General features: G+C 33.4%; 21 protein-coding genes. 15 read left to right on the top strand and 6 right to left on the bottom strand.

From position 1 onward, the window contains the following. Positions 1-13: 13 nt before the first annotated feature. Both AC1DS7_RS08095 and AC1DS7_RS08090 read left to right on the top strand, forming a co-directional pair. Positions 14-778, top strand: a complete 765-nt coding sequence (locus tag AC1DS7_RS08095) for a DUF2087 domain-containing protein (protein WP_002126691.1) — start codon at positions 14-16, stop codon at positions 776-778. 228 nt (positions 779-1,006) lie between these two features. Next, positions 1,007-2,416, top strand: a complete 1,410-nt coding sequence (locus AC1DS7_RS08090; protein ID WP_002086395.1) for an MATE family efflux transporter — start codon at positions 1,007-1,009, stop codon at positions 2,414-2,416. 53 nt (positions 2,417-2,469) lie between these two features. On the opposite strand, the gene AC1DS7_RS08085 is transcribed toward AC1DS7_RS08090, so the two are convergent. Next, positions 2,470-3,168, bottom strand: coding sequence for a peptidase E (locus tag AC1DS7_RS08085; protein WP_002031081.1), 699 nt, complete (start codon positions 3,166-3,168; stop codon positions 2,470-2,472). 532 nt (positions 3,169-3,700) lie between these two features. Between AC1DS7_RS08085 and AC1DS7_RS08080 the strand changes: the two genes are divergently transcribed. From AC1DS7_RS08080 to AC1DS7_RS08055, 6 genes are all read left to right on the top strand, one after another. Beyond that, entirely contained in the window at positions 3,701-4,099 is a 399-nt protein-coding gene (locus AC1DS7_RS08080) for a DUF3942 family protein (protein WP_002031084.1), read from the top strand. 125 nt (positions 4,100-4,224) lie between these two features. Beyond that, positions 4,225-4,641 carry a BlaI/MecI/CopY family transcriptional regulator gene (locus tag AC1DS7_RS08075; protein ID WP_476998904.1) on the top strand — a complete coding sequence of 139 codons (417 nt, stop codon included), beginning with the start codon at positions 4,225-4,227 and terminating at the stop codon, positions 4,639-4,641. A gap of 1 nt (position 4,642) precedes the next feature. Then, positions 4,643-5,455, top strand: coding sequence for a M56 family metallopeptidase (locus AC1DS7_RS08070; protein WP_113769396.1), 813 nt, complete (start codon positions 4,643-4,645; stop codon positions 5,453-5,455). A gap of 55 nt (positions 5,456-5,510) precedes the next feature. Further along, the gene (ccdA, locus tag AC1DS7_RS08065) at positions 5,511-6,224 is read left to right on the top strand and encodes a cytochrome c-type biogenesis protein CcdA (protein ID WP_002031088.1); all 714 of its coding nucleotides are present in this window, start codon (positions 5,511-5,513) and stop codon (positions 6,222-6,224) included. Between the two features lie 18 nt (positions 6,225-6,242). Further along, positions 6,243-6,797, top strand: a complete 555-nt coding sequence (locus tag AC1DS7_RS08060; RefSeq protein ID WP_002031090.1) for a TlpA family protein disulfide reductase — start codon at positions 6,243-6,245, stop codon at positions 6,795-6,797. A 17-nt stretch (positions 6,798-6,814) separates the two neighbouring features. Further along, a complete protein-coding gene (locus AC1DS7_RS08055; RefSeq protein WP_476998903.1) occupies positions 6,815-7,495 on the top strand; it encodes a prolipoprotein diacylglyceryl transferase family protein in 681 nt (226 codons plus the stop codon). Between the two features lie 48 nt (positions 7,496-7,543). Here the strand turns inward: AC1DS7_RS08055 and AC1DS7_RS08050 are convergent, their stop codons facing one another. Further along, entirely contained in the window at positions 7,544-8,089 is a 546-nt protein-coding gene (locus AC1DS7_RS08050) for a helix-turn-helix domain-containing protein (RefSeq protein ID WP_002012259.1), read from the bottom strand. Between the two features lie 149 nt (positions 8,090-8,238). On the opposite strand from AC1DS7_RS08050, the gene AC1DS7_RS08045 reads away from it, so the two are divergent. Together AC1DS7_RS08045 and AC1DS7_RS08040 are read left to right on the top strand one after the other, a co-directional pair. Further along, positions 8,239-9,576, top strand: a complete 1,338-nt coding sequence (locus AC1DS7_RS08045; RefSeq protein ID WP_476998902.1) for a D-serine ammonia-lyase — start codon at positions 8,239-8,241, stop codon at positions 9,574-9,576. Positions 9,577-9,729: 153 nt separating this feature from the next. Further along, positions 9,730-10,977, top strand: coding sequence for a DUF445 domain-containing protein (locus AC1DS7_RS08040; protein ID WP_002189122.1), 1,248 nt, complete (start codon positions 9,730-9,732; stop codon positions 10,975-10,977). 30 nt (positions 10,978-11,007) lie between these two features. Here the strand turns inward: AC1DS7_RS08040 and exsE are convergent, their stop codons facing one another. Genes exsE through AC1DS7_RS08020 form a run of 4 tightly spaced genes read right to left on the bottom strand, consistent with a single transcriptional unit; the run spans position 11,008 to position 13,952 of the window. Beyond that, positions 11,008-11,964: an exosporium protein ExsE gene (gene exsE / locus AC1DS7_RS08035; RefSeq protein ID WP_476998901.1), complete on the bottom strand. Its 957-nt coding sequence runs from the start codon at positions 11,962-11,964 to the stop codon at positions 11,008-11,010. After that, positions 11,961-13,031: a hypothetical protein gene (locus tag AC1DS7_RS08030; protein WP_002086382.1), complete on the bottom strand. Its 1,071-nt coding sequence runs from the start codon at positions 13,029-13,031 to the stop codon at positions 11,961-11,963. Before AC1DS7_RS08030 ends, exsE begins: the two co-directional genes overlap by 4 nt. Beyond that, on the bottom strand, positions 13,024-13,467 hold the full coding sequence (locus AC1DS7_RS08025; protein ID WP_002086380.1) for a hypothetical protein: 444 nt from the start codon (positions 13,465-13,467) through the stop codon (positions 13,024-13,026). The genes AC1DS7_RS08030 and AC1DS7_RS08025 overlap by 8 nt, the downstream gene beginning before the upstream one ends. Further along, positions 13,464-13,952 carry an RNA polymerase sigma factor gene (locus AC1DS7_RS08020; RefSeq protein ID WP_080019334.1) on the bottom strand — a complete coding sequence of 163 codons (489 nt, stop codon included), beginning with the start codon at positions 13,950-13,952 and terminating at the stop codon, positions 13,464-13,466. Before AC1DS7_RS08020 ends, AC1DS7_RS08025 begins: the two co-directional genes overlap by 4 nt. A gap of 276 nt (positions 13,953-14,228) precedes the next feature. On the opposite strand from AC1DS7_RS08020, the gene AC1DS7_RS08015 reads away from it, so the two are divergent. The 5 genes from AC1DS7_RS08015 to AC1DS7_RS07995 all read left to right on the top strand — a co-directional run bounded on the left by AC1DS7_RS08015 (position 14,229) and on the right by AC1DS7_RS07995 (position 19,340). Beyond that, on the top strand, positions 14,229-14,867 hold the full coding sequence (locus tag AC1DS7_RS08015) for a response regulator transcription factor (protein ID WP_002012250.1): 639 nt from the start codon (positions 14,229-14,231) through the stop codon (positions 14,865-14,867). Positions 14,868-14,871: 4 nt separating this feature from the next. Continuing rightward, entirely contained in the window at positions 14,872-15,972 is a 1,101-nt protein-coding gene (locus AC1DS7_RS08010) for a sensor histidine kinase (RefSeq protein ID WP_002031110.1), read from the top strand. Positions 15,973-16,108: 136 nt separating this feature from the next. Then, positions 16,109-17,047, top strand: coding sequence for an ABC transporter ATP-binding protein (locus tag AC1DS7_RS08005; protein WP_002086377.1), 939 nt, complete (start codon positions 16,109-16,111; stop codon positions 17,045-17,047). A gap of 36 nt (positions 17,048-17,083) precedes the next feature. Next, complete coding sequence (locus AC1DS7_RS08000; protein WP_002086376.1) at positions 17,084-18,193, top strand: ABC transporter permease; 1,110 nt, start codon at positions 17,084-17,086, stop codon at positions 18,191-18,193. Between the two features lies 1 nt (position 18,194). Further along, complete coding sequence (locus AC1DS7_RS07995; protein WP_002086373.1) at positions 18,195-19,340, top strand: ABC transporter permease; 1,146 nt, start codon at positions 18,195-18,197, stop codon at positions 19,338-19,340. Positions 19,341-19,366: the final 26 nt, after the last annotated feature.

The following is a 19,366-nucleotide window of genomic DNA, read 5'->3' as shown; positions in this document are numbered from 1 at the left end:
AGGAATGTTTAGTATGAGTGATATTTCAGAGAAGTTTTGGGATGCGTCGATAGAGGAATTGAAGAAAGGGTATGTATTTGACGAGGAAGCAGAGGAGTATGTTTGTTTAGCTTGTGGAGAAACGTTTATTAAAGGGGTTATTTATCAAGAAAATCAAGTTTTGTATGAAGCAGAGAAGTTTGTACAGTTGCATATTCAAAATGAGCATACATCTATGTTTGAATATTTATTAAATCTTGATAAAAAGTTTACAGGCTTAACTGATTTGCAAAAGAAAATGGTTCAGTTTTTCCATATGGGACTTAACGATAAAGAGATTGTAAAAGAAATGGATGGCGGGAGCACATCGACGATTCGCAATCATCGATTTACATTGCGCGAGAAAATGAAGCAAGCGAAAGTATTTTTAGCGTTAATGGAATTGTCAGAAGAAAAATCAAAAGTTCAAACTAAATTTGTACCGATTCATAGAACAGCTACGATGGTGGATGATAGATACAATATTACAGAGGAAGAAAATGCTGAAGTTTTAACAGTGCATTTTACAGAAGGTTTGGATGGACCGCTTTCTAAATTTCCGAAAAAGCAAAAGCGTAAATTGATTATATTACGTCATTTAGTGAAGAAATTCGATAGTAATAAAAAGTATACTGAAAAAGAAGTGAATACAGTTTTAGAAAATATATATCCGGATTTTGTAACTTTGAGAAGATATTTAATCGAATATGGTTTTTTAGATAGAACAGCTGATGGAAGCCAATATTGGGTGAAGTTATAAGAATGAAGAGAAGAAAATGAATAGATGCACATAATAAAAATAACTATACAAAGAGATAGAGGATTACAGATACGAAAAATATGTTAAAGTTCTATGATGAATTTGAAAATAGTGAGTGGAAGAGGCAATTACTTTGACGAGCAAACAGTATAGAAATGGTTGGAGTAATTACAACTATTTGAGCACGGATTTAACTGTGCAGATTTTAAATAAAAGGAGAAATGAAATTTGAAACCACCTACAGATAACAATAAAGAAGGTGTAGAGTCACAGAAGTCAGAAACAGAACATAAGCCGATATGGAAATCGATGTCCATGTTTTTAGTGCCGTTACTTTTAAGTAATGTATTACAATCAGTTGGACAGTTATTTGGAATGGTAGTAGTAGGAAGATGGCTTGGCGTAAATGATCTAGCAGCTATATCGGCATTTTTCCCGTTATTTTTCCTACTCGTTTCATTTGTAATTGGAATTGGTTCTGGTAGTTCAATTTTAATTGGTCAGGCATTTGGTGCTAAAAATGAGGAGCGCTTAAAAGCTATCGTTGGTACGACGCTTACGTTTACTTTTATTATCGGAGTCGTGTTGGCGATAATAGGTAGTATTTTTGCGATGGATATTATGCGTCTTATGGGAACGCCAGAAAATATTATTGAAATAAGTGTGCATTACGCAAGAATTTTATTTATATCTATGCCAGTGTTATTCTTATATTTTGCATATACAACATTTATGAGAGGTACAGGAGATTCAAAAACGCCATTTTACTTTTTAATCGTAAGTACAGCGCTAAATATGATTTTATTACCAATTCTTATTTTTGGCTGGTTAGGAGCTCCGAAATTAGATGTTTACGGAGCAGCCTATGCTTCAGTTATATCTACAGTTATTACGTTTATTGTCATGCTAGTGTATTTAAAGAAGAAAAATCATCCACTACAATTAGACGGGACAGTAAGAAAATATCTTCGTATGGACTGGGAGTTATTAAAATTATTGTTACGCCTCGGTATTCCAGCGAGTATTAATATGATATTAGTTTCATTATCAGAGATCGCGGTAATCGCATTTGTAAATCGGTACGGTTCAGATGCAACAGCGGCGTATGGTGTTGTGAACCAAGTTGCAAGTTATGTACAAATGCCAGCGGTTAGCCTCGGCATTACCGTATCAATTTTTGCAGCGCAATCAATTGGTGCGAACCAATTTGATCGATTACAGAAAGTTGTTAAGGCCGGAATTATTATGAATTATATCATTGGTGGTGTATTAATATCTCTTATTTACTTGTTCTCAAGAGATATTTTAGCACTATTTTTAACAAGTCAAAATACAATTGACATTGCTCATAGTCTAATCATGATTACATTATGGAGCTACTTAATTTTCGGTCATGCACAAATTATTAGTGCGACAATGCGAGCAAGTGGTACTGTATTATGGCCAACTGTAATCAGTGTTGTATCAATTTGGCTTGTTGAAGTACCTGTGGCGTATTATCTTTCTTACCATACGAGCCTTGGAATAGAAGGGATATGGATTGGGTATCCAGCTGCATTCATCGTCAGCTTAATATTACAGTATGCATATTATAAGCTTTCATGGCAGAAGAAACGAATTACACGATTAGTGAGTTAAAAGATGAAAATGTCCCTAAGTCATTATACTTAGGGACATTTTTTTATGAATACTTATAAATAACTTTTTAAAGTTATGTCAAAATGTTGTCTAATGAGTTCTCCATTATTCATATAAAACTCCCAAGCTGTATCTGGCTCACCGATAATTTCAAATGAACCTTCTGTAATATATAAAGCGCAATTATCCTCTAATGCAATACCTTCTATATTACCTTGGTGAGTTTGTAAAAACGTATGGAAGGCATTCATTCTATTTAATTGATTGTAATGGGGGCAAAATCTTTTGTTAACAATACCCCAGCCACTACTTTCTATATAACCGGAACCTTCATAATCTGAACGAATGCTAGATGTGAACCAGCACATAGCACCGGCACTATATCCTGCAATAAGTGTTCCACGTTTTAAAGCAAATAGTAACTTTTCATCTAGTTTATGTTCTTTCCATTGTTCAAGCATGTGAACGTAATTTCCACCGCCAAGGTAAATTAAATCGGCAGAATGAATCATCTCATCTATTTCATATTTAGTAGGTGTTTCGGTTGAAATGCGTAAAATTTGAACTTCACAATGTAATTGCTTTTCAAATGTTGCTAAAAATAACTTTATATATCCTTCATCATCACGACTAGCTGTAGGAATGAATAATACTTTTGGGTATTGTTTATTCGTTAATTCTATAAGTCGTTCATTAATATGCAAGTGATTTGGATCTTGTAAATCACCGCCACCAATGACAGCTAATTTCATAGTAAAGCACCACCTAATAATATTTGTTATGTAAAAATTCGATAGTGGGGAGTTACATTCCTTCTGTGATTTAATGAATAAGGGGAAATAAAGTGAACAATATATTGAAATAGCATAAGGAGTCGATAGCTGTGGATAGAAAGGAATTAGAAGCAGTTTATCCCGCTATTTGCGGGCGCCTCAAAATTCGATTGGAGCAAAGCAGTTAGGTGGGAGCCCTGCTGCCCGTAAACGCCCGATTGGTGTGGGCTAATAATCAATGGGGGATGAACAAAATCCCCATTGATTAAAGTTTCACTTTATTGATATATAATACTGGAAAATATTGTTTCAAAATATGGGGACAATATGTTTAAATGAATATAACGACGTACTAATGAATGTTGAAAGAGTATTTATATTTAAAAAGTACAGGGAATACCAAAATTTTTACAAAAGTGTTTTTTACTTTTTATAGGAACTTATTTTATAATATAGTTAAATTATATTAATATATTTATTAGCGTAGACTAAAAAGAGGGAGCGTGAAAGAGTGGATTTTCGATTTGAGTTCGCAGCGAAGGTGAAAGAATATTTAGATGATGAAAAAGATGAAAAAATAATAAAAGATGGACACAGAGATATAATTTATAAATATTTATATCCGTTAGAGAGTGAAATTGGAATTTTTAAAAACCCTAACTTTACTTTTTTTGCATCAGGAAGACGTTCACATATAGTATTAGAAAATATTGAATTTAAAACAGAAGTAAACGTAGAAAGTAATATAATTGAAATTACAAAAATAGTGGATAATGTGGTGATTCCATTAGATACTATCGTAGCTAAAGATCGGGAATTATTTGCACTTGGGCGTAATGAGAAATTTAGTGTGCAAATATTAGAATATTATCTCTATGATACATTTGGAGAGAAGTTAGGTTTACAATGAATCGAACGTGGTACAGATAACTAATTAGTGGAGATTAGGATTCATTTAAGTATCAGTTAATATCATTTATGTTTGACCTTCTATATATTTTATACTACAATCTGTAGTGTGAAAGGGGCCATACGATGTTTACTCAAAACTACAAGTTAAATGAGCAAGGGTTAAATCACTTTTTCGGACCGCTTGAAGCGAAAATAATGGAAATTGTTTGGGCTACTGAGGGTATTACCATTAAAGATGTGCAACAGAGATTAAGTGAAGAATCCCCGGTGAATTTTAATACTGTAATGACAGTTATGAACAGATTAGTAGAGAAAGCACATTTAGAAAAGCATATTGTGAAAAGAAGTGGTATGTATCGTACTACACAAACGAAGGAAGAATTTTTATCTAATCAAACGAAGAAAATGACACAGGAATTAATGGGTGAATTTGGAGATCTTGTTGTGAACCATATGATAGATGAGTTAGAACAAGTTGATCCATCTTTAATAAAAAAATTAGAAGAGAAATTAAGTCGGCTAAAAAAAGAGGACCGATAAAATGAAGTGGCAAATGCGTAAAATCGTTTTGTTAGCAGTGACTATTAGTGTGCTTTTTTTAAGCATGTTAGTATACTACGTTACATACCCATTTCTTTTTCAAAATAAAGCATTTTTCCTTTCTCAATTTTGTTTATTTGAATTACAAAAACATATGAGGGAACTATCAATACTTCGTATAATGATAGCCGGATTACTGTTATTTACTGTAATCATTATGAGTAAAAGAATTTGGAAGCAATTTTTTTATAGTAAAAGATTGAAAAGAAATCTCGTGTCTATTACTAGAAAAGGAAAGCAAGTGTACGTATTATCAACGTTACAGATTACGGCATTTACAATTGGATTATTTCGACCGAAAATTGTCATTTCAGAAGGAATGTTTCAGGCATTTTCTGAGGAAGAAATTGATGCGATTGTATTACATGAGGAATATCATCAAAAAAATCGAGATCCATTAAAGTTATTTTTCTTTACATTGTTAGCTGAGGGAATGATGTATATTCCTATATTAAAAGGGATGTTGCAGCGTTATCATGTATATCAAGAGCTATCAGCAGATAAATATGCGATGCAAAAAATGAAATCTTCATTTGAGCTAGGTAGTGCATTATTAAAGTTAATTAAAATAAAGACGATGGAAAATCAATGTATTACAGCGTCGTTTGCGAAAACCGCAATTAATTTACGAATTGAGCAAGTGTTGAATGAGAAAGTTGTTAAGCTGAATATGCCAGTACATACAAATTCAGTATATGTAACGTTAGGGCTATTTTGTATGTCGATTGTACTTATTGTCGGAGAGTGCATATAGCCTCTTTTTTTTAATAATTAACACTACGCATTGTAGTGTGTTTAGGAGGGATAAAATGAATGCGGCGGATTTAACAATTTGGCTAGTAGTAGGGGCTGGGATACTTTCATTTATATCACCATGTTCTTTACCGCTATATCCATCTTATTTATCATATATTACAGGTGTGTCTATTCAAGATTTAAAAGAAAATCGTGGGATTATGCAAAAGTCAGCGATTATACATACAGTATTTTTTATGATCGGTTTCTCGGTTATATTTTATGCGTTAGGTTTATCGGTGAGTTGGATTGGGATTACTTTTTCATCTAATCAAAGATTGATTCAGCAAATTGGTGGGGTTTTTATTGTTTTGATGGGGTTATTTATGACTGGATTGTTTCAGCCTAAGTGGCTTATGGCAGAGAAAAAAGTGCAGTATAGAAGTAAATCGACAGGATATATTCGCTCAGTTTTGGTCGGCATGACATATGCAGCAGGATGGACACCGTGTGTTGGTCCGATATTTTCTGCAGTGCTTATGCTCGGGGCGACCAATCCTGAAAGTGCGCTTCTTTATATTACGGCATATACTCTTGGCTTTGCAGTTCCGTTTTTCGTGATGGCATTTTTTATTGGAAAGGTAAAATGGATTGTTACTTATGCCAATGTCATGATGAAAATCGGCGGTGGAATGATGATTTTAACAGGGGTTTTATTATATACAAATCAAATGACGAAAATTACAGCGTTCTTTATTCGTCTATTCGGCGGATTTACGGGATTTTAGAAATGAGGAGGAAGAAAAGTGAAGAAACTAATTGCTATTATACTAGCTGGGGCACTAATTTGGGCAGGAGTTAACTTTTATAATACTAAGAAAGAAGAAAAAGAAAGAAAAGCGAAACAAGCGGAGTTACAAGAGAAGGAAGTATTACCACAAGTGGGATTTAAAGCGCCGAACATAACATTAAAAGGATTGGACGGGAAGCTTTATTCGTTAAATGATGCAAAGGGAAAACCATATGTTATTAATTTTTGGGCATCATGGTGTGGTCCATGTGAAATGGAGGCTCCTGATCTAGTTCGTTTGTATGATAAATATAAGGAGGATGTTGAAATCTTTGCGGTAAATGCAACAATCGGGGATCCAGTACAAGAAGCGAGCGCATTTGCAGATCGTCACGGATTTAAATTTCCTGTTCTATTAGATATGGACGGAGTAGCTGGAATAGATTATAAAGTATTTTCTTTACCAACGACATTTTTTGTTAATAAAGATGGAATTATTGTAGATCATGCACGAGGTGTATTACCTCCAGATCAATTAGAAGAGAAGTTTAAGAAAATAATTGAGAATTAAGAGGGGATTTCATAGTGATGGAGTGGATGGTGAGGTTACAACCCGTTTCTCTTATAATAGGAAGTTTATTTGGATTTACTCTAATGAAACTAAGGATGAAAAAGCAAAATATTCAATATGAAAAAATGATGGATGCAGTAACGAATGGCTTTCTTATCATTGTATTAGAATGGAAATTCGCACCGGCAATTTTAAATCCGGTATGGGCCATTGGGGCGCCAATGCCAGCATTATTAGCTGTAGGAAGTATTCAGCATATTATAGTAGGGTGCGTAATTGCGAGTATATATATTGTTTGGAAAAGTAAAAAAGAGCAATTTTCTCTTCGGATTTTACTTGATACATTACCTTTTGGATTTTGCGTGAGTATAATCTTTTATTTTATATTCCATCAAGAAGTAGGTGCACAAACGACACTGCCGTGGGGGATGAAAATATATGAATCAAAATTTTTGTATCATCCTATTTTCATGTATGAGATTATACTCGCACTCGGTATAATTGGCTCGTTATGGATTAAAAATGAAAGATTAGGAAATGGAAAGAATATAAGCTTTTTTCTAATTTGCGAGGGAATTGCTCATATCATTATTTCACTTATTAGTGAACAAAATTCAGTTCTATTTGGTCTTTCAATACAGCAAATACTCAGTTTTTGTGTTATTAGTCTAGGGATTTCGTTAGTACCAAAAAAATAAAAGTAGCCATGCACGGAGAGCATGGCTACTTTTGTATCATCATATGAATTAAAAAATCGGCGGAGTAACAGAAAATAAAACAATCGCATTTTTCTCGAATTGATTTACCCATTTATGTTTTAAATAAGCTGGTATTTTTACGCTATCACCAGTTTCTAATGTGTATTCTTCTTCATTTAAGTGCAATGTGATTTTTCCGTCTAATACAAATGCTAATTCTTCACCTTTATGTTCTAGAACATTTTCTGATGAAGCAGTATTTGGTGGGATAGTCATAATTGCTGTTGCTAAATTTCCTGTGAAATCAGGTGATAACAATTCATATGATAAATTATCGATAATCATTTTTTTTCTTTTATGAGAACGTACAATTAAATCGTCTGTATTATTTTCTTCAAGTAAAAAACTAAATGTTGGAACATCAAGAGCTTTTGCAAGTACCTTTAATGTTTGAATAGAAGGGTTAGCAGAACCACGTTCAATTTGACTAAGCATTGATGGTGTGATTTCGGCCATCTTTGCTAATTCTTTACTAGTTAATCCTTTTTCTTTTCTTTGTTTTTCAATCTTTTTACCAATATCTATATTTTCCATAATAAATGCTCCTTAATAATTATTAAATTGTATTTAAATAAATTAAATTGAAATTAACTAAAATGAATTATTTATGTTAAACTATATTAAAATTAATTTAATTATAATTTATTATATGGCTATCTACAAGGATATGAGGAGGAAGAGGAATGAAGGAGATAGAGGCATTAAAAGAGCAATATCCACTAGTAAATAACTTAATCGCAACAGAAGAAGTATTTTGGATAAACCCGAATATGGAAAAGTATGAAACAGCAATAAAAAATTCGCCACTTAATGAAGAACATGTAAAAGACGCGGAAGAGAGATTAAAGCGTTTTGCACCATATATTGCGAAAGTATTTCCTGAAACGAAAGAAACAGGCGGTATTATAGAATCACCTTTAGTGAAAATCTCTTCTATGAAACAATCTTTAGAGAAAAGTTATGGGAAACCTATTTTAGGGGAATTACTATTAAAATGTGATAGCGGGCTTCCGATATCAGGATCAATAAAAGCTAGAGGCGGAATATACGAAGTGCTGAAACATGCAGAGCAACTGGCACTTCAGCATGGAATGTTAACAGGGAAAGATGATTATTCAATTTTAGATAGTGATAGATTTAGAGATTTTTTTGCGAAGTATTCAATTGCAGTAGGTTCTACTGGAAATTTAGGGCTTAGCATCGGTATTATGAGTGCGAAATTAGGTTTCAATGTGACAGTCCATATGTCAGCAGACGCAAAAGAATGGAAAAAAGATTTATTAAGAAGTAAAGGTGTAAACGTTATTGAATATGAAGCTGATTATAGTAAAGCAGTAGAAGAAGGAAGACTGCAAGCAGATGCAGATCCTAGCTGTTATTTTGTTGATGATGAAAACTCGCATGATTTATTTTTAGGATACGCAGTAGCAGCGTCACGTTTACAAAAACAATTAGAAGAGTTAGAGATTGTAGTAGATGAAGAGCACCCTTTATTCGTTTATCTTCCGTGCGGAGTAGGGGGCGGACCTGGCGGAGTAGCATTTGGTTTAAAGTTATTGTATAAAGACAACGTACACTGTTTCTTTGCGGAGCCTACGCACTCTCCATGTATGTTACTCGGTTTAATGACAGGGCTTCACGATAAAATCGCCGTTCAAGATATCGGGATTGATAATGTAACTGATGCGGATGGACTTGCGGTAGGAAGACCATCTGGATTTGTCGGTAAAACGATGGAACCATTTTTGAGTGGAAATTACACAGTAAGTGATGAGGAGTTATATAGATTATTAAAAGAACTGGCTGATACTGAAAATATTTATTTAGAGCCTTCTGCATTAGCGGGTATGATAGGGCCGTTGAATGTATGTAAAGCTGAAAATGAGTATTTACAAAAACAACAGTTAACAGAGAAGGTGAAGAAAGGTACTCATATTGTGTGGGGAACTGGTGGGAGTATGGTTCCGGAAGACGTGATGAATGGGTATTATAAGAAAGGTTTGGAATTAACGTGTAAATAAAAATGAGGCTATTTACAGCCTCATTTTTTTCATGTACATAAAATTCTTTGTTATTTTCGCACTAGTTCTTTATAGTATAGATATAAAGGATTGCTAATATCGAATAAAAATAACAAAAAGCTTTATTTTACATAATAAGAGGATGTGTATACGATGTCATTACAGACTAAATATATAGCGGGTATTTCGCTTGGGGTTATGGGCGTAGGTTTTGCGGCTTCCATCCCTTTTCAAGGAACGGTAGCTGGGGAGATTATTCAAGGGGGATTTGAAGCTGGGTTAGTTGGTGGACTTGCGGATTGGTTTGCGGTTACAGCTTTATTCCGTCATCCGTTGGGAATTCCAATTCCACATACAGCATTATTACCGAAAAATCGTAAGCGGGTAACAAAGGGTCTCGTTTCTACGTTAGAAAATGAATGGCTGACGAAAGAAAGTATTACAAGTAAAGTAAAAGAAATGCAGCTAGCACAAACGGTACTGCAAATTGCTGAGAAAGAGTTACAGTCTGACGCTGTGAAAAAAGGGATTGTAACAATTGCTGAGAAAGCGATTCTTCAAATAGATACGGAAAAATTAGCAGTTATTATTGAAAAAGAATTAAAAACGTATTTGCATACAATTAATACAAGTAACATATTACAAGTTCTCGTGGATCAATTAGTAGTGCAAGAATATGATGAAAAAACACTTGATTACATATTAGTAAAAGTGAAAGATTGGACAGCTCAAGATGAAGCACGTTATCAGCTCGGAAGCTTAGGCATGAAGGCGATGGAAAACATAAAAGTAGATGGATTCCTACAGTTTACTTTGAAATCGTTTATGAATATTGTTGATGAGGATAAAATCGGCGGCATTTTGCAGAAGTTTATCATTAGCAATATTAACAGCTTACAAGATGCAGATAATAGCACAAGGCAACTTATATTAGCGAAAATTCGTCAAGAGATTATAAATGTAAAAGAAAATGAATCTTTATTACAGGAATTAGAGAAGTGGAAAGAAAAATGGATTGCAAATTGGGATGCTACTGACAAAATAAAAGAGATGCTAGAGCAAGTACAGAGTAGGGCAGTTACTTTTGTGAAGAATGAAGAATTTGCTGATAAATATGTTGTTCCATTCTTACAAACACAAATGAATAAAATAAAAGAAGACGAATTGACTGTTCAAAAAATAGAAGATTGGTTACAAAAACAAGTTGTTACTATTGTTGAAAAGAATCATTCGAAAATTGGAAAGCTTGTGCAAGAAAACCTTGATAAGTTAGATGATAAAACATTAATCGAAATGATTGAAAATAATGTCGGTAAAGATTTGCAGTGGATTCGTGTGAACGGGGCTGTTTGTGGTTTTATGATTGGATTAATTTTAGAAGGAATAAAAGCGATTATATGAGAAAAACCTTCCACAATTGTGGAAGGTTTCTTATTTTTCGATAACGCTCATATTTAAATTATAAGCTTTCTCAATATTTAATTTGTACGTTCCATTTCCTGTTTTTATCGAGTTTTTATACCAATGTTCTTGCCCATTTAATTCTGGATTTTCTTCTGAAGAATTATTTTCTTTTTTCGCTAAATTTTCTACTTGTTCCCAAGGTGTGTTTCCGTGAGTTTCTTTTTGATTTGTTACGGCTGTTAAAGAAACATCACTTTCTTTAGTTAAATGAACAGATACGTTTGAACTGTTTTGTACAAACCAATTATTTTGTAATTGACCTGGATAAAGAGATAGTTCGTTATTCGAAGCGCGGATCTCTACATTTTTATTTTGCGGAAGAACGAGTGTTTGTTTCACCTGTGGTGCGAAGTTAAAAAACGTATGCTGAACCGGTAATGGTTTTAACGTTATATACATCGTTTCTCCAGCCGTTTGAACTGAAAGGAAATCCTCTTGTTTTAAATTAGGTTTTTCATTTGCCTTTGTCGTCATTTCATATGTTCCAAAAAGATGAATTTGATTTGTATTATTTCCCTCTATCGTTAGTGGGTGATGCCCCGCATCCACTACGATTTTTTTGATAGATTCAGGTATATCAAGTTGTCCGTCTGGAATATTACTCGTTTGCCTAGTTGTGTTAATAGAATGACGAACTTCTTCTAGCAATCCAGTTGATAATAAGCAGTAAAAAGCAATTCCAACACTTCCTAAAACTCCGATAAAGAAAATACTAAAAATATCATATTTAATAAATGAATGTTCCTTCTTAGAAAATAGAAGGTATAGTAAAATTTCAGCGCCAAGTATGATAAGTAAAACAGGCCACCAGGCTGTTAATGTATCTAATGCTTGAACTCCTTTTACGACTGAAAATAGTAAAAAGCAACCTAATGTAATAATGGAGAGCCCCATTGAGAATGTTCCAACGCGCCATGTTCTCATTCGTTTGTACCACCTTTGTTTTCTTTATTTCCAAGTAACAATTTAAAGCCGCCACCAATTAAAAGGAGAGCAACGATAGATGTCTGGAAATAGCGATAATATAGTTCGCTAAGATGAATATTAAATATAGTTGCAAAATAGTCATTCAAAATAGGAAGGACTGTTTGATCTAATAAATAGTAACCACCGAGTGTAATTAACCCAATACCGATCCATCTTTGATGATTTATAAAATAGTCAATGATAGGTTCGTCATTTACACGTTCTTTTCCGTATTTTGCAGTTTGCTGTAACGCATCAAAAAAGCTATAGAACCAAATGATTGGTACTAAAAATAAAAACGCAGAAAGTCTTAATAAGTCGAGCAAATAAATAGATAGTAAAAAGGCTGCCATAAGCTGAAGACCACGGCGCTGTAAGCCTAAATACATATGTCCTGCTCCAGGAAACATTGCTAAAATGGAAGCGAATGTTTTATTTTTCTTTCCTTGTTCTCGGTGCTCTTCAAATTCTTCAAAAATAGTACGATCCACTAATTGCTCGCCGCGTTCTTTTTTCTGTAGTTGTTGAACAACATCGAAGAAATTATAAATCCATAAAACAGGTAATGTAATAAGAAAGATAAGGAAACTTCCTTGAGATGTTAAGAGTGCAACGAATATAATCATACTTCCGATTCCTGTGCAAGCGACTAAAAATGTAAGTCCGCGTTGCATAAGTCCTAATTGAAAATGACCAAGCCCAGGAATGATTGATAGAAGAATGATATAAAATCGTTCGCTTTCTTTAGAGGACTCTGTAAATTCTCCGGCTGCTTGTTTTTTCGATTGATTAATAATAGTGATAACTAAATCTAATAAATTGATCGCCCATAACACGACTAGTAAAAATAGAGAAAGAAAAGCAATATCACGCGCTCCTAATGCTATTGTACAAAATGCTGCAAGGATAAATAGAAATAAAGCCCCGCCGCTATATAAAATAAATCGTCCAAATTTCTTTAAATATAAATGTCCAAGCCCAGGAATTAGCCCTAACACAAGTGCTAAAAAGGGATTTTTATTCATGCTTTGAACCTCCGTCCTTTTTTGATGTGTCTACCGATTTGTTTACAATTTGTTGTGAGATAGAAGACTCGTTATGTTTTGAAGATTTCTCGAAATTTGATGTCGCTGTGAAAATATACTGGAATAAACCACTTACCATAAAAATAATTGTAGCCGCAGTCGCAATTATGTAGTGAATAATTGTGCGCTTTAGTGAGTTTGTTTTTATATTTTCATTAGATTGTAGTGTTTCAAAATTAATTTGCGTCATAACTTCGTTCGTAAATGAATCATCATTTATCATTGGAAGGTTTTCATGTTGTTCATCAATACTTTCCATATAAAGTGCTAAACAATGATCACATTCATAAAGATGTTCTTCCATAGATTCACGTTCATTGTTTGATATAACATCTAATGTATAATTGCGCCAATCTTCTTTTGAATAATGCATCATAGAAACTCTTCCTCCTTCCAATGTTTTTTAATCCATTTTCTTGCCCGATACAGTTTCATTTCGACTGTTTTCACTTCAATATTTTCTTGCAAAGCAATTTCTTGATAACTTTTTTCTTCTAAGTAATGTGCGAGAACGACGTCACGGTAATTGTCGGGAAGTTCTCGCAGTTTTTGAGCAATGAGTAATTTTTGCTCTTTCGTCAATAATAAAGCCTCAATATTATGAGAGGATTTTATATTTTCCGCAGTTTCTTTACATAAGGAGAGTTCTTCGTTTTCTCTAGCTTTTTTTCTCTTATAATCAATAGCGTGATTGGTGGCAATACGTGCCATCCACGTTTTTAATCCGCGAAATTGATAATTTGGGAGAGAGGCGTGAATTTTTACGAATACTTCTTGTGTAACATCTTTAGCATCTTCTTCATGTCTTAAAATAGAAAAGATAACTTGAAAAATATAATGACGATATGTTTGTACAAGGATACGAAAAGCATGTTCGCTTCCTTGTTGTGCTTTTTCAACTAATTGTTTTTCCTCAATCGGTCTCTCCCTCCTTTTTGACGCATTCTATTATATAGACGTAAGAAATGATAAGTCACCCTACACATGTTATAAAAAAAGAATAATATATTTTTAGCAGGAGGGCTATATGAAAAAGGTGTGAAAAAATGGTAAAGAGAAGTATATAATGAGCAAGAAGAAAATGTTACACAGAGAAAGGATGTGAATGTTAGTAGGGGAAGGTCCATACTAACAAACATGAAAATTAAAATATTAATAGCGGACGATAATTCTTTTATTAGAGAAGGCATGAAAATTATTTTAAATACATACGAAGAGTTTGAAGTATTAGATACTGTAAATGATGGGAAAGAGGCTGTAGCGTATTGTAAAAAGTATGAAGTTGATATCGCGCTTTTAGATGTTCGTATGCCAAACATGAACGGGGTAGAGGCGACGAAGTTAATTTGTGAAGAGACAAAAACGAAGCCTCTCATTTTAACGACGTTTGATGATGATGAATATATTTTGGATGCAGTAAAAAACGGAGCGAAAGGTTATTTGTTAAAAAATAATGATCCTGAGCGTATTCGTGATGCGATAAAAGGAGTTTATAACGGTCAAACTGTTATGCAAGATGTAGTGCTTGATAAAATTAAGTCTAATTTAATGGAAAGTAAAGAGGAAGAATCTAAAATTGATAAGAGTCTTTTTACAGAAAGAGAGCTTAGTATTATCGCATTAATTGCGAAAGGTTTCTCAAATAAAGAAATTTCGAAGCAACTTTTCATATCTGAAGGAACGATTGCAAATTATATTACATCAGTTTTAGGGAAAACTGGACTAGAACATCGCACACAAATTGCGATTTATTACTTAACAGGGAAAGTAGATTAATGTTATGGAATTTTGGTTAACTGTAAGTAAACTTATTGTCTTTTTATATATAGTGTTTAGCTACATTCATTTAAATGTTACGAACTTACCGTGGATTATACTTACTTTGCTTTTATATCTTTCTGTCAATGTGTTGATCTCTATATTTAAAAAAGATACGTACAAAAACATATTAACTTGTGTGTCAATTGGCGTAGTTATGTTATTTACATGGAAGGTTCATCCATTTTTTATTTTGTTTTTACCTTTGAACTTATATGAAATTGCAAATTATTACATAAAAAAGAAATGGTTAATCTTTTTCATTATGATTCTTCCTATTATTTTTATAGGTGAAGGTATTCAAATGACGTATGGACTTATTAGTGCATTTTGTTTTTTTTCCTTAACGATAGCTCACCGCTATATAGCACGATTATTAAAACTAGAAATGCAAAATGATAAAATGAGAAAAGACATACAAAGACTTACGAAAAGCTTAAATGAAAATAAAGATTACATAAGGCAATCTGAATACACATTTAAATTAGAGGAAAGAAATCGACTATCTCAAGAAATTCATGATAAAATCGGTCACTCAATGACAGGTGCACTAATTCAAATGGAAGCAGCGAAGAGATTAATGGAAATAGATAAAGTGAAATCTGCTGAGTTATTACAAAATGCAATTCATATTTCAAAAGATGGAATTGAAAGCATTCGGATTACATTAAAAAATATGAAGCCACCAACTGAGCAAATTGGTATTCATCGTATGAAATTATTCATAGAGGAATTTGCCGGTAAGCATGATATAAATATTCCTTTCGTATATAAAGGGAATTTAGATATGATTTCACCGATTCAGTGGAAGATTATTGGTGAAAATGTTACGGAGGCATTAACAAACGCGATGAAATATGCTGATGCGACAGTCATTTCAATAGATATTCATGTACTGAACAAGATGGTGAAAGTACAAGTGAAGGATAATGGTAAAGGGGCAGCTCTTGTTAAGAAAGGCCTCGGTATTATGGGAATGGAGGAGCGAACAGCATCAGTAAACGGGAAAATTATTGTAGATGGAACAAGTGGTTTTTCAGTAACAATGTTATTGCCGATATAAGAGGATGAGACGAGGATGAATCATCTCATATGAAAAAAGTGAATAATCTCATGTGAAAAGGGTGAACTTCTGCACTGAGCAGGTTCATTCTTTTTGTTTATAATAAAAGCAGAGAAACCGAAATAGGGGTGAAATGATGAATACATTGGAAATTAAAAATTTAACGAAAAAATTTGGTGACTTCATCGCAGTAGATAATATGTCTTTATCTATTAAAGAAGGAGAGATATTTGGCTTTTTAGGATCAAATGGTGCTGGTAAAAGTACAACGATTAATATGATTGCTGGTTTGTTAAGAAGTAATGAAGGTGAAATTAGCATATTAGGAAAAAATATAAAGAAACATAATCGATTTGCGAAAATGAATATCGGTATCGTTCCGCAAGATATTGCGATTTATGAAGAGTTAACTGCCTATGAAAATGTGAAATTCTTTGCTGGATTGTATGGATTACGAGGAGCCGAGCTAAAAGCGAGAGTAGAGGAAGCACTTCAATTTGTAGGCCTTAGTGATAAACATAAAAGTTATCCGAAAAACTTTTCTGGCGGGATGAAACGAAGACTGAATATCGCTTGTGCAATCGCTCATAGACCGAAGTTAATTATTATGGATGAACCGACAGTTGGAATTGATCCGCAGTCAAGGAACTACATTCTTCAGTCTGTCCGAAAATTAAATGAAATGGGAAGTACGATTATTTATACGAGTCACTACATGGAAGAAGTAGAAGAGATTTGTACGAAAATAGCAATTGTCGATCACGGTAAAGTAATTGCAGAAGGAACGAAAGAACAGTTAAAAGCAATTATTACAGATACGAAAGATATTTGGATTGAAGTAAAGTCAGTAGAAAATTTAGATGTAGAAAATTTAAAAGAGATAAATGGTGTGAAAGCTGTTCAAATTGAAGAGAACGTAATCAAGGTAAACTCGGATGCAGGATTAAATAATTTAAATAAAATTATTCAGCATTTCATTAATCATGACATTGAAATTCGTTCGTTAGAGGAGCAGGCTCCAAACTTAGAAACAGTATTTCTTACGTTAACTGGAAGAAACTTACGAGATAAATAAAGGTAAATGAAGAAAAGGTAAAGGGAGGTTCATCAATTGAACATCTTTAACATTGCAGTGATGCACATTAAAAGAGATTTCAGGGACGTAAGAACTTTAGTTTTTATGTTAGCATTTCCGATTGTACTTATGCTTGTGTTAGGAACAGCGTTAACGAATGCATTTAATAGCGATAGTCAATCGTTTAAGGATATACAAGTGCTATATAAAGATGAAGCAAGTAGCACGTTTTCTCAATCATTTGAAGCATTTACGAAAGAAGTCGATAAATCAGGTATTCATTTTAAAAAAGCTTCCGAAGGTATAGATGGGAAAGAAGAAGTGAAGCAAAATAAATATGCTGCTTATGTAGAGTTAAATAAAGATGGTGCAAAATTTTATGGAAGTGACAAAAGTAGTATTGAGGGAAGTATTGTGGAAGGCATGCTTACAACATTTGTTGATAAGTACAACGTAGTGGCCGAAGTTGCAAAAGTAGATCCGAGTAAGGTTAGCGCAGTTATTTCAAACGGAAATCATAATGATTATATTAAAGAAACATCTTTACAAGCTGCTAAAAAACCAGGTTCTATGGATTACTATGCGGTTGTAATGACGACGATGATTGCACTGTACGCTGCAATGGGGGCGAGTTTTTTAATTCGAGGAGAACGAATACGTAAAACAGGAGATCGTTTAATTGCAGCACCTATAAGTAAGGCTGAAATTTTCATTGGGAAAGTGCTCGGTAGTCTTGTAGCGAATGCACTTTGTCTATTACTTGTCGTTTTATTTAGTAAATTTGTTTTTCAAGCGAATTGGGGCGACCATATTGGAATCATATTTATTATTTTACTAACAGAAGTCTTTTTAGCAATTAGCTTCGGTTTAGGAATCGGATATATTACAAAAACAGGTGAGGCATCTAGAGCGATTATTATGGTTGTTGTGCAATTAGCGTCTATTTTTGGTGGTGCGTATTTCGTAGTGGAAGAAAATTCCGTTACGAATTTATCACCATTAACGTGGGCAAACACAGCTATTATGAAAATTATTTATGCAAATGATGTAGGAGCGGCACTGCCGGTAATATCTTTAAATCTTGGGATTTCAGCAATCTTCTTATTAATTGCGATTATTGCATTACGTAGACGGGAGGGGCTATAGTATGAAAGATATTTTATGGCTCATACAAAAAACGTTATCTGTGCTTCTGAAAAATAAAAAGGGGTTACTCATTATTATTAGCTTGCCGATAATAGGAACGCTCATTTCCTTTTCGATATATGGGAATGTAGGGCAAGGAACGTTAAATATTGGGGTTATAAATAAAGAAAATCAACCTATCGCAAATGATACAGTGAAATTTTTAGAAGGACTCAATCATGTAAATGTTAGTAAAATTAAGGAATCTGAAGTGGAAGATAAACTCACTTCAAAAAAACTTGATGGTGTTATTACATTACAGTCTGGTTTTTCTGAAAGTGTTCGAGAAGGGAAACCGAGTCATATTGAGATTTCATCGATTAAAGGCGATCAAGTAACAGGATTTATAAAATCGTATTTATATAACTATGTTGATAACATCGCTGCAATTAGTAAAGTGGCAGGGGCCGATCAAAGTACGTTTAATAGTATGTACGCGGGTTATCAAAAAAGTTCATTTAAAGTAAAGTCTGAGACACTTGAAGATACTTCAAAAAATAAAGATATGACAAATCAAACGATGGGTTATCTTATTATGTTTATGTTATTTTCAGCAGTGAACTTATCAGGATTTATTTTAAAAGAAAAAGAGAACAGAACGTATTTTAGATTATTATCAACGCCGATTGACGGAAAGAAATTTATATTATCTAATGTCGCAGTAAATATGATGATATTAACAGTACAAATTGTAATTGCAGTATTCTTTATGACGAATGTTTTTCACACAACTATAAATATGCCTTTCATAGTTATGATTGGTGTGCTTATGATATTCGCTTTAATTGCAATTGGTTTATCATTAGTCATTGTGTCTTTTTCAAAAAGTTCAACTGCTTCAAATGCAATGCAAAATATAGTAATAGTACCAACATGTTTACTTGCTGGATGTTATTTCCCGTACGACATTATGCCGAAAGCAGTACAAAAAGTAGCTGATTTCCTTCCGCAGCGTTGGTTACTAGATACGATTTCAAAACTACAGCAAGGCATTCCATTTTCTGAGTTGTATTTAAATATTTTAATTTTATTCGCTTTCGCGATAGCATTCTTCTTAATTGCTATTTATAAGTTTGGAAGAAATAATGATGCGAGGAACTTCATTTAATGAAAAGGTGTGGCGCAATGCCACAC

This window comes from Bacillus sp. P4_E1 (genome assembly GCF_056401715.1).
Note: the sequence above shows the minus strand (reverse complement) of the source record. Positions and strands in the feature narration are given on the sequence as shown.